Origin of the sequence: Enterobacter sp. 342 (genome assembly GCF_036663495.1) — a bacterium.
Lineage (GTDB): Bacteria > Pseudomonadota > Gammaproteobacteria > Enterobacterales > Enterobacteriaceae > Enterobacter.
Window position 1 is genome coordinate 81,150 of the sequence record NZ_JAWUEI010000020.1, and the last position, 11,277, is coordinate 92,426.

Genomic DNA, 11,277 nt, shown 5'->3' on the forward strand with positions numbered 1-11,277 from the left:
CGTTAGCCCAGCAACTGGTGAATACGTTTTAACCCTGCCACCAGTCTGTCGACCTCTTCCATTGTGTTGTACATCACCAGCGAAGCGCGACACATTGCCGGCACCTGGTAAAACGCCATCAGCGGCATGGCGCAGTGGTGTCCTGTACGGACCGCCACGCCGTAATTATCAAGGAAACTGCCCACATCATAGGCGTGGTGTTTCCCGAGATTAAACGCGATCACCCCTTGCCGGTCAGCAGGGCCGTACAGGGTCAGACCTGGCACGCTGGCAAGTTCCGCAAGCGCGTAATGCATCAGCAACTGCTCATACTCCTGAATGGCATCAAGACCCATCGCCGAGACATAAGAAACCGCTGCCCCCAGCCCGATAATCCCGCCAGTGTTAGGTGTCCCCGCCTCAAAACGCCACGGCGCGCGGGCGTAAGTAGTCCCTTCCGACAGACTGACGGTGGCGATCATCGACCCGCCCCCTTCCCACGGCGGCATCGCCTGCAGGATGTCCTCTTTCACATACAACACGCCAATCCCCGTCGGGCCGTACAGCTTATGCCCGGAGAAGACGTAGAAATCACAGTCCAGCGCCTGAACATCAACCGCGTGGTGCATTACCGCCTGAGCACCGTCAATCAGCACCTTCGCGCCGGCCTGATGGGCTTTCTCGACAATCTCTGCGACCGGGTTTTCCGTACCCAGCACGTTGGAGACCTGAGTTACCGCCACCAGCCGGGTTTTATCGTCGAGCAGTGCGTCAAACTGCTCAAGCTGCAGCGTCCCGTCTTCATTCAACGGAATGACCCGCAATTGCGCACCCACACGCTCACAGAGCATCTGCCACGGTACAATATTAGCGTGATGCTCCATCTGGGTGATGATGATGTTGTCACCTGCGTGGACCTGCGCGTTGCCCCAGCTGTTGGCGACAAGGTTGATCCCCTCCGTGGTACCCCGCACAAACACAAGCTCTTCCGGTGACCGTGCATTGAGAAAGGCGGCAATTTGCGTACGCACATTCTCCATGCGTTGAGTCGCTTCCGCACTCAGCGTATGGATCCCCCGATGCACAGCGGCGTAGCCGTGACGGTAGAACTCGGCTTCCGCATCCACCACCTGATTCGGCTTCTGCGCACTGGCCGCACTGTCCAGGTAGGCCAGAGGAAGACCGTTCACTTCACGGGTCAGAACCGGAAAATCTGCCCGCACTTTCTCTACGGGAAAACTCATACTTCGCCTCCAGGCAGACGCTGACCAATACGAGCCAGCACCTGCTGTTTTAACAGGCCATCGTGCAACGCTTCCGTCAGTTCGGCGGCAAACGCATAGATAATCATTTTCTGCGCCGCCTGCCGGTCGATGCCGCGGGAACGCAGGTAGAACATCTGCTCATCATCAATCCGCCCGACTGTCGCACCATGGCTGCATTTCACATCGTCGGCATAGATCTCCAGTTGCGGCTTGGTATCCACTTCCGCCAGTCGTCCCAGCAGCAGATTGTTGTTAGTCATCTGCCCGTCAGTTTTAATCGCGTGTTGTGCCACATTAATCAGGCCATTAAACACCGCACGCCCTTTGTCGCTGACAATGGTTTTGTGCAACTGGCGACTGTTGCAGTAGCCTTTGTTGTGTTCAAGCCAGGTGCGCGTGTCGCACACTTCCGATTTGACCGGCATCGCCAGGCTGTTGATGCGCAGCGTGGTGTTTTCACCGTTAAGCTGTGTGCTGGTGTTATGGCGCAGCACGGCGCCCCCGAGCAGAAAACTGTGGCTGTAGGCTGCGGCATCCTGACCGAGTAAAATATCGTTATGGGCGAAGTGGTGACTCTGCGCATTCTCAAACGCCAGCTTGATATGGTGAAGCTGGGCATTGGCGGCAACGTTCATCGTCAGACGTGATCCGGTAAAGTGTCGGGTATCGTTGAGGCTGACGTAGTGCTCAATCACCGTAGCTTCCGCCCCCTCAGCCAGTTCAAGATGATGGCGGTAGTGAGCCGTGTTGATCTCATCACCGTCCAGCCCCTGGGTGATATGCATCAGCAACAGCGGTTTGGTCGGACGCTGGTTACGCTTCACATGAATATGCGTTACAGACTGCGCCAGACTTTCGGTGAGATGCAGAAACACTTCCGGCTGAACTGCTGTCGCCAGGCTCTGGCGATCGTCGTTAATCTCGATGCAGAACCCGCTCTCCTGCGTGTCATCACTCAGTTCCGGACGGAACTGACCATCGACAAACACCAGACGCACGGCATCCACGCTTAGTGCCAGCGCATCGCGCTGCACCGGATTGATATCCGCCAGACGTGTGACAAACTCACCGTTCATCAGGCCATCAAGCGGGGTGTATTTCCAGTTCTCATGCTTTCGCGAAGGCAGGCCGAGACGCAGCATCTGCTGTAAATGCTGCTGTGCCTGCTCAGAGCGTCTCTCTCCCTGGGCTTCAAACAGTCTGTGCCACTGCTGGAGTGCATTACTGCTGTTCGGTAAGCCAGCCATAACCCTGCTCCTCCAGTTGTTTAACCAGCGTAAAATCACCCGATTTCACAATGCGCCCCTGGTAAAGCACGTGGACGTAGTCCGGCTTGATGTAGTCGAGAATACGCTGATAGTGGGTGACGATAATGAACGAACGCTTACCATCGCGCAGGGAGTTAACGCCATCAGCGACAATCTTCAGGGCGTCAATATCCAGACCGGAGTCAGTCTCATCCAGAATGCACAGCTCAGGCTCCAGAACCGCCATCTGCAGGATGTCATTGCGCTTTTTCTCCCCCCCAGAGAAACCAACGTTAACCGAGCGGGTGAGCAGATCTTCCGGCATTTTCAGCAGCTTGATCTTCTCTTCCATCAGGTCCTGGAAATCAAAGCGATCCAGCGCCTCCAGACCGCGATACTTGCGCACCGCATTCAGCGCCGTCTGCAGGAAGAACTGATTACTGACGCCAGGGATTTCTACCGGGTACTGGAAGGCCATAAAGATGCCCTCTCCCGCACGATCTTCCGGGGACATTTCCAGCAGATCTTTGCCGTTAAATTCGACCGATCCATTGGTCACCTCGTAATCTTCGCGTCCGGCCAGCGTCGCTGAAAGCGTACTTTTCCCGGAACCATTTGGCCCCATGATGGCGTGAACTTCACCCGGTTTGACGTCAAAATTGAGGCCACGCAGGATCGCTTTATCTTCCACGCTAACCTGTAAATCTTTAATACGTAACATGTGCTTTCCTTAACCGACGCTGTGTTCAAGACTAATGGCGAGGAGTTTCTGAGCTTCAACGGCAAATTCCAGAGGCAGTTCAGAGAACACGTCCTTACAGAAGCCGTTCACAATCATCGAAATAGCATCCTCTTCGCTGATCCCGCGTTGCAGGCAGTAGAAGAGCTGATCTTCCCCAATACGCGACGTCGTCGCCTCGTGCTCAAGCTGGGCGGTATTGTTACGGCACTCAACGTACGGGAAGGTATGCGCACCGCAGTCCGCGCCAATCAACATCGAGTCACACTGGGTAAAGTTGCGCGCATTGGTGGCCGTCGGCATGATTTTCACCAGGCCACGATAGCTGTTCTGGCTGTGTCCGGCGGAGATGCCTTTCGAGATGATGGTCGACCGGGTATTTTTCCCGATGTGGATCATCTTGGTGCCGGTATCGGCCTGCTGATGGCCACTGGTCAGCGCCACCGAGTAAAACTCACCGATGGAGTTATCCCCACGCAAAATGCAACTCGGGTATTTCCAGGTGATAGCCGAGCCCGTTTCTGACTGGGTCCACGACATCTTGCTGTTTTCACCTTCGCATAGCGCACGCTTGGTCACGAAGTTCAGGATGCCACCGGTATTGCCGTCGCCCGGGAACCAGTTTTGCACCGTCGAGTATTTCACCTCGGCATCTTTATGGATGATGACCTCGACTACCGCCGCGTGTAGCTGGTAGCTGTCTCGCACCGGGGCGGAACACCCTTCAATGTAGCTGACGTAGCTGCCCTCATCGGCCACCAGAATGGTCCGCTCAAACTGGCCAGTTTTTTCGGCGTTGATGCGGAAATAGGTCGAGAGCTCCATCGGACAGCGCACACCTTTCGGCACATAGATAAAGGTGCCATCAGAGGCGACCGCCGCGTTGAGTGCCGCAAAGAAGTTGTCGTTAGAGGGCACCACAGTCCCAATGTACTTTTTCACCAGATCCGGGTGCTCGTGAATGGCTTCACCGAAGGAGCAGAAAATGATCCCCTGCTCTGCCAGCTTTTCACGGTAAGTGGTTGCCACTGAGACGGAGTCAAAAATGGCGTCCACCGCCACCTCTTTGCCCTCACGTACGGGCACGCCCAGTTGGTTGAAGGCTTCTTCCACCTCTTTGCTGAGGAAACTGTTTTCAGCGCCAGTCTGCTGTACGGCACCTGGCTGGGAGGCACAGGTATCATCGCAACTGCCGCAGGAGGGTGCGGAGTAGTAGCTGTAGTCCTGATAATTCAGCTTGTCATAATGCGCTTTCAGCCAGTGCGGCTCTTCCATCTCCAGCCACGCGCGGTATGCGCTCAGGCGAAACTCCAGCATCCACTCGGGTTCATTACGTTTGGCCGAAATCGCCCGAACGACATCTTCGTTGATGCCTTTCGCCAGTTCATCGGTCTGCAACTGGGTAAAGAACCCCTCTTTATAGTTGAGGTGTCCCCCGCTCCAGGTATTTACTTCACTCGTTGCTTCAGTATTACGAGACATAGTTCCGCCTATACCCCAAAGCTTTCGCCGCAGCCGCATTCGTTCTGGGCTTTCGGGTTGTGAAATTTGAATAACTGATTTAAACCTTCCCGTACGTAGTCCACTTCTGTGCCGTCGATAAACGGCATAGCTTGCAGGGCAACGTACAGTTTTGCGCCGTCGGTTTCGAAGACCAGATCATCTTTCTCGGGTTCTGTGACAGTGTCGAGCACGTATCCGAAGCCCGCGCAGCCAGTCTGTTTGACACCCAAACGCACACCGAGGATCTCAGGTTTTTTCGCGACCAGCTCGTGAATATGTGCCGCCGCCGCTGGCGTGAGCGTTAAACCGCGCCAGGTAAAATCGGCAGGATTGAAGGTTTCTGAATGCAGTTCCATAGGTCCACCTCATCTGATTAGCCATCAGGGCATAACACCATGTTAGTGATAACGATTATCACTTCAACCCTCTGACAGCAGGGGCATTCGGCTAAACCGCCCTTTTTGGCTACTTTTATTAAGCATAGACCCTGTCAGGGGATGCGTGGGGGATGGATTTAATTGTTCAATGCTTTGATAAATAATGGATTATTCGTGCAGAAAAACGGGGCAGAGAGGAAATGTAAAATATGCATCGGAAATGCCTATTTTTAAGATAGACGATGCCCGGAAAGCGACACCGATAAAAAAAGGCCTTCAGGGCCTCTGATTATCCGTGATGAAATGTGACAGAGAAACCCTGTTCCCGCCAGTGATCGAGTTGTTCCTGCTGACGAGGTGTTGGCGATTTCCCCGTCCAGACGAAGATTTTTTGCCCCGGGAAAAGCTCCGGACGCGGTGAGTCAATAGGTTCCGCCAGCACATCAATATGCCAGCCTTTCTGCGTTAAGCGTGCGGCCTCAAGCCACAGATGGGTACGGTCGTCGCATTCCCAACCAATAAGCAACGCGTCTTTGCCCGCTTTCTTACGCGACTCTGTCAGGCTTGCAATCGCGAATTCAATCAGAACACCGTCAAGCAGGCTCGCCATATGACGCACGGTATTCTGGTCCTGATTCATCCGCTGGCGGACGGGAGAGATAATATTATCAATGAGCGCATCCAGCGCGTGATCGCGGCGGAATTCACCTATTTTGGCACGCAGTTTTGCCGGACTGGCGTAACGCAAAACGGTCATCATCTCTTCCTGGAATGAAACCCAGTTACCCGGAGTCAACACGTCCTTATTTTCCAGTAAGGCTTTTACTTTTCCGACCGAGACGCCGCTTTTCATCAGGCGCTTGATCTCTTCAATACGCAGGATATCTTCATCGTCAAACTGACGATGACCCCCTTCGCTGCGCTGCGGCTTCAACAATCCATAACGGCGCTGCCAGGCACGCAGCGTAACGGGGTTGATACCGCATCGTTCGGCCACTTCGCCGATACTGTAATAGGCCATTAACTCCCTCACGCACAGTACTTCCATACCCAACTACACCAACCTTATCAGATTGTACAAACCATTTGTATAACTAAGACCTCGTTTTAAGCAGGTGATTGCGTTACAAGCCATTTACCTGTTAATACATTGTTGTATAAATTTTATCGTTCGTACAGTCACGTCAGTGGAACTGTGTACAACTTTTTCAGAACTCGGACTTTTTCTCTGGCCACGCAATAGCCGGAATTCCGCCATGCCGGGGGCTGGCAAAAAGGTGTCCCTGAAACTGAGAAATTCCCGCAGATTCCAGCCACATCCACTCTTCCGCCTTCTCCACGCCGACCGCGCAGAACTGAATTTCAAGGGAGGTACAGCACTTGATAATCGCCTGAATAATGGCCTGTCGGGGACCGCTTTTGTGAACGTTCGCGACCAGATCGCGATTAATCTTAATTCTGTCCGGCTGGAACTGTGCCAGTAACTGTAACCCTGCAAAACCGGCACCAAAGTGATCGATTGTTACACTGATACCCGCACTTTTTAACTGTCTGACCGAATGGGTAAATTCCTCGAAACGGGAGATGGCTTCGCTCTCCGTAAACTCCACCACAATTTGCTCGGGCACAAAGCCATTTGCATCAATCGTGGTGAGCAGGAAGTCCACGGCATTCGGAACATTAACCAACGTCATAGGTAGCAGGTTGAGGGATAATGTCTGATCCTGTAGCCCCAGCGCACTGGCCATTGAGAGCGCAACTTGCTTGCTGTGCAAATCAGATGCGTACACGTCATCACGTGGGCGATTGGCGAAGTACACACCCGGTGAATCCCCGGAAGGCGTGCGGAGAAGCGCCTCCCAGGAGACGACCTGCTGCGTGAACGGATCCACGATGGGTTGAAATGCAAAGCTGCAGTCCGCCCCTTTTGCCACCACCTCAGGTTGTGCGGATAACGGTGTTTCTTCGGGGATAAAATCCCATGAATCCGCAGGAGGCAATTCAAAATAGTTGGCTTTCTCCGTGGCCTCGACAAAGGTGCGGAAAAATTGCAGGGGACGGTCATTGTATGTCAACTGATAACGTGTAGTGCCTTTGTTGAGCACCTGCTGAAGTACCTCTTCCCTGTCGAACTGGCGCAAATCAAACAGCTCCATGCCCACGTTACCAAAACGTCGGGTCGGTCCGTGATCACGCATCAACTCCACCACGTTATGGTGGCGAGCGTCCTTACAGATCTGCTCATAGATTGACGAAACGTGTTCCACTGGCCCTTCGAGCAATTGAAAAAAATGTGTGCCGTTAAACAGCAAGATCCCCGTGACATTGGATTGCCGATTTTTACTATTTGCAGCAGCGACCATTTTTTCCAGCGCTTTCACTGGAACGTCCTCGCAGATATGACTGCGGTAAATGATGGTTGTAAGCATGCTATTCCTGGGGGGGTTAGGGTTCTGACCACAAAAACATGTGGATAAGGATCTGTTATAGCACATTAATTGCCTGACAAATAATTTACATCTCAATCATTTACGCCATCTAATGACTCCATTTTCTGCCCTGTACAACTTAACCGTGCCGCTCTGATTTGTACAATATATCCTGTAAAGATACCGTTTCACAATACACTCATAACATACTGAATCTAAATAATTTAATAAATAACATCACAAATAATTTATAAATCTGTACATTTTTAATGTACAGATTTATAAATTATGTATACCTTAAATGTAACGTTACTGATTACGAATTTTTACAGGAGTGAAACATGCAACAGAACGGTTATGTCGCAGATTCGGCAGCAGCGATTGCACAGTACTTCGAAAAGGCCGCACTTCCTACTCAGCAGGAGACATTGGGCCAGGTCGTGGTTGAAATTCTTAGCGACGGGCGAAACCTCAATCGTAAATCGCTCTGTACCAAACTGTTAAGCCGCCTCGAAAGGGCCGATGGCCCGGAAGAGGAACAACATTATCACATGCTGCTTGGTCTGCTCTTCGAGCGGTAATGCCATGAACAGCAGTGACGCAGATCGTCTGATAGACCAGCTTATCGGTGAAGCCGTTCTTTCTCTTCTGAAAGAGCGAGGGCCAGTGACGACCGAAGGTTTGCTACAGCGTCTGCGAGTGATGGAAGTGCATGAACAGGATCCCTGGCGGCGGGAGACACTCGCGGTGCTTATTGCTGAGATCAGCTCAAACAGCAACGCCTTTATACGTCGCAGAACCGCGCAAGGACGAACGAACAGAGAGGGATCTCTCAACGAGAACAGAAACAATGTTGTGCAGTTATTTGGAAATGGAAAACCATCCGATCCCCAAAAAATACATTGACTGTCATTCAACAGCTACGGTGAGAACAAATGAGACAAAATATTCAGCTTCAACCCGAATACCATTCTGCTTTTCTGGAAAGTGCGCTGTCGGAATATTTCCGTCACGCAGGCGATCGTTTTGCTGAAGAGTCCGCTGTTTTTTCTACTGCAGTACGCTGTGTTCTGGCCTCCGAAGGGCATCTGTCCAATAAAGCGATCATTCTCTGGCTTATTCAGACGCTGGAAGCGACCAGCGACGTCGTTCAGGCAGATGTCATACGTAAGACTCTGGAGATCGTAGTGGGTTACACGATGGACGATCTTTAATCACTCTCCCCTCAACGACGACTAACGTGTCATCGTCAAAACTGACGACAGGTCTGACGATGACACGTTCCTTCTATGAATAACTCCCTGTAAAACAAGCAAAGTAAACCTGGCATAGTTCCTGCTAATCACCGTTTACGGGGCTGGGTTTCCCAGTCAACTTTGCTTCATTTCTTAACAGGTCTGTTATTGATGAAAAAGATCGCCAGCGTCTGCCCCTACTGCGGTGCAGGCTGTAAATTAAACCTTGTCGTTGAAAATAACCGTATCATCCGTGCCGAAGCGGCAGAGGGCGTCACTAACCAGGGCACCCTGTGTCTGAAAGGATTTTACGGCTGGGATTTCCTCAACGACACCCGTCTCCTCACCCCACGCCTGACCCAACCGATGATCCGTTACCACAAAGGAGAGGCATTTACTCCCGTCACCTGGGAAGAGGCAATCCGCTATACAGCCCACAAACTCAGTAGCATTAAAGAACAGTACGGCCCCCGGTCGATCATGACCACCGGCTCCTCCCGTGGTACCGGGAATGAAACCAACTATGTGATGCAGAAATTTGCCCGTGCGGTGCTGAACACCAACAACGTCGACTGCTGCGCACGCGTCTGTCACGGCCCTTCCGTTGCTGGCTTACAGGAAACGTTGGGCAATGGTGCGATGAGTAATTCCATCAACGACATCGAAAATTCAAAATGCCTGCTGGTTTTTGGCTATAACTGCGCAGACTCTCACCCTATCGTCGCCAGACGTGTGCTGAAGGCCAGGGAAAACGGCGCGAAAATCATCGTCTGCGATCCACGTCGCATTGAAACCGCGCGCATTGCCGACCAGCATCTGCAACTGAAAAACGGCAGTAATATGGCGCTGGTTAACGCCTTTGGTTATGTGCTGCTGGAAGAGGAACTCTACGACAAAAACTACGTTGCGCGTTTTACAGAAGGGCTTGAGGCCTATCGTCAGACGGTAAAAGACTATGCGCCAGAGAATGTCGAACATCTCACCGGCATTCCCGCCCGCGATGTTCGCCAGGCGATGCGTACTTTTGCGGCGGCACCTTCAGCCACCGTGATGTGGGGTATGGGTGTGACGCAGTTTGGTCAGGCAGTCGATGTGGTCAAAGGTCTTTCCAGCCTGGCACTGCTGACCGGCAACCTTGGACGACCTGCCGTTGGCGTTGGCCCCGTACGCGGGCAAAACAACGTACAGGGTGCCTGCGATATGGGGGTTCTGCCCAATATGTTCCCGGGTTACCAGGACGTCACGGACCCGGCAATCAGGCAGAAGTTCGCTGATGCGTGGGGGATCGACGTCAATAAAATGGACGATCGTGTCGGAACACGCATAACTGAAGTGCCACACCTTGCACTGGAAGGTAAGGTCAAAGCCTATTACATCATGGGAGAAGATCCGCTTCAGACCGAGGCCGATCTTGGCCTGGTTCGCAGCGGTTTTGAGGCCCTCGACTTTGTAGTGGTGCAGGACATCTTTATGACCAAAACAGCGGAAGTGGCGGATGTTCTTCTGCCCGCCACCTCCTGGGGCGAGCACGGCGGAGTCTTTACCTGTGCCGACCGGGGGTTCCAGCGTTTTGGCAAAGCCATCGAGGCCAGCGGTAACGTGAAGCGCGACTGGGAGATCATCAGCCTGCTCGCAAGCGAAATGGGCTACCCGATGCATTACGAATCTAACCAGCAGATCTGGGACGAGATGCGTGAGTTGTGTCCTCTCTTCTTTGGCGTGACATACGAAAAAATGGGCGAGATGGGCCATGTGCAGTGGCCGTGCCCGACGCTGGATCATCCGGGAACGCCGTATCTGTACAAAGACAATCAGTTCGACACCCCAGGCGGTAAGGGGCAGCTCTTTGCCGCACAGTGGCGCGCGCCTGCGGAAACCCCGGATGCGGATTTCCCGCTGGTGCTCTGTACGGTACGCGAGGTGGGACACTACTCCTGCCGCTCCATGACCGGGAACTGCGCCGCGCTGCAAAGCCTGGCCGACGAGCCAGGCCGGGTGCAAATGAACCCTGCCGATGCAGCTAAACTTGGCATTACAGACGGGCAACTGGTCTGGGTGCGTTCGCGTCGTGGTAAAGTGATTACCCGCGCCAACATTAGCGAGCGTATCAACGCCGGGGCGGTCTATATGACCTATCAGTGGTGGATTGGTGCCTGTAACGAACTGACGCAGGATAACCTCGATCCCATCTCCAAAACGCCGGAGACGAAATATTGTGCGGTACAACTGGAAGCCATTGAAGATCAGCGCTGGGCTGAGGACTTTGCGGCTACCGCGTATCAAACGATGAAAACGCGGTTGATTAGCGCAGTTAACGTGTAAGGAAAAAGAGGCTCACTCCGTGAGCCTCTCACACTCAGGGTGTTTATCCAATCAGCAACAGGCAGGATAAATCATCGCCGCCGTTGATTTTATCAATCGCAAAGTCGGTAATGACTCCAACTTATTGATAGTGTTTTATGTTCAGATAATGCCCGATGACTTTGTCATGCAGCTCCACCGA

General features: G+C 52.9%; 12 protein-coding genes. 4 read left to right on the forward strand and 8 right to left on the reverse strand.

Annotation, left to right across the window (positions count from 1 at the left end):
* Positions 1-2: 2 nt before the first annotated feature.
* From sufS to V6E55_RS16515, 7 genes are all read right to left on the reverse strand, one after another.
* Positions 3-1,223: a cysteine desulfurase SufS gene (gene sufS / locus V6E55_RS16485; protein ID WP_114979425.1), complete on the reverse strand. Its 1,221-nt coding sequence runs from the start codon at positions 1,221-1,223 to the stop codon at positions 3-5.
* Entirely contained in the window at positions 1,220-2,491 is a 1,272-nt protein-coding gene (gene sufD / locus V6E55_RS16490) for a Fe-S cluster assembly protein SufD (RefSeq protein WP_316943392.1), read from the reverse strand. The genes sufS and sufD overlap by 4 nt, the downstream gene beginning before the upstream one ends.
* Entirely contained in the window at positions 2,466-3,212 is a 747-nt protein-coding gene (gene sufC, locus V6E55_RS16495) for a Fe-S cluster assembly ATPase SufC (protein WP_063142936.1), read from the reverse strand. Before sufC ends, sufD begins: the two co-directional genes overlap by 26 nt.
* A 9-nt stretch (positions 3,213-3,221) precedes the next feature.
* The gene (gene sufB / locus V6E55_RS16500) at positions 3,222-4,712 is read right to left on the reverse strand and encodes a Fe-S cluster assembly protein SufB (protein WP_114979423.1); all 1,491 of its coding nucleotides are present in this window, start codon (positions 4,710-4,712) and stop codon (positions 3,222-3,224) included.
* Positions 4,713-4,720: 8 nt separating this feature from the next.
* Entirely contained in the window at positions 4,721-5,089 is a 369-nt protein-coding gene (gene sufA / locus V6E55_RS16505) for a Fe-S cluster assembly scaffold SufA (RefSeq protein WP_028017260.1), read from the reverse strand.
* Positions 5,090-5,399: 310 nt separating this feature from the next.
* Positions 5,400-6,131, reverse strand: coding sequence for a MerR family transcriptional regulator (locus V6E55_RS16510; RefSeq protein WP_129996020.1), 732 nt, complete (start codon positions 6,129-6,131; stop codon positions 5,400-5,402).
* A 187-nt stretch (positions 6,132-6,318) separates the two neighbouring features.
* A complete protein-coding gene (locus V6E55_RS16515; RefSeq protein ID WP_316943394.1) occupies positions 6,319-7,539 on the reverse strand; it encodes a diguanylate phosphodiesterase in 1,221 nt (406 codons plus the stop codon).
* A gap of 341 nt (positions 7,540-7,880) precedes the next feature.
* Here V6E55_RS16515 and ycgZ point away from each other — a divergent pair, with 341 nt between their 5' ends.
* The 4 genes from ycgZ to fdhF all read left to right on the forward strand — a co-directional run bounded on the left by ycgZ (position 7,881) and on the right by fdhF (position 11,096).
* Positions 7,881-8,120 carry a regulatory protein YcgZ gene (gene ycgZ / locus V6E55_RS16520; RefSeq protein WP_028017257.1) on the forward strand — a complete coding sequence of 80 codons (240 nt, stop codon included), beginning with the start codon at positions 7,881-7,883 and terminating at the stop codon, positions 8,118-8,120.
* A gap of 4 nt (positions 8,121-8,124) precedes the next feature.
* Entirely contained in the window at positions 8,125-8,445 is a 321-nt protein-coding gene (locus V6E55_RS16525) for a hypothetical protein (protein ID WP_316943395.1), read from the forward strand.
* A gap of 29 nt (positions 8,446-8,474) precedes the next feature.
* On the forward strand, positions 8,475-8,753 hold the full coding sequence (locus V6E55_RS16530) for a biofilm/acid-resistance regulator YmgB/AriR (protein WP_114979420.1): 279 nt from the start codon (positions 8,475-8,477) through the stop codon (positions 8,751-8,753).
* 192 nt (positions 8,754-8,945) lie between these two features.
* Complete coding sequence (gene fdhF / locus V6E55_RS16535; protein WP_129996023.1) at positions 8,946-11,096, forward strand: formate dehydrogenase subunit alpha; 2,151 nt, start codon at positions 8,946-8,948, stop codon at positions 11,094-11,096.
* Between the two features lie 121 nt (positions 11,097-11,217).
* Here the strand turns inward: fdhF and V6E55_RS25875 are convergent.
* Positions 11,218-11,277 (reverse strand): IS1 family transposase (locus tag V6E55_RS25875; protein WP_071528444.1); only part of this gene is annotated, 60 nt, incomplete at its 5' end.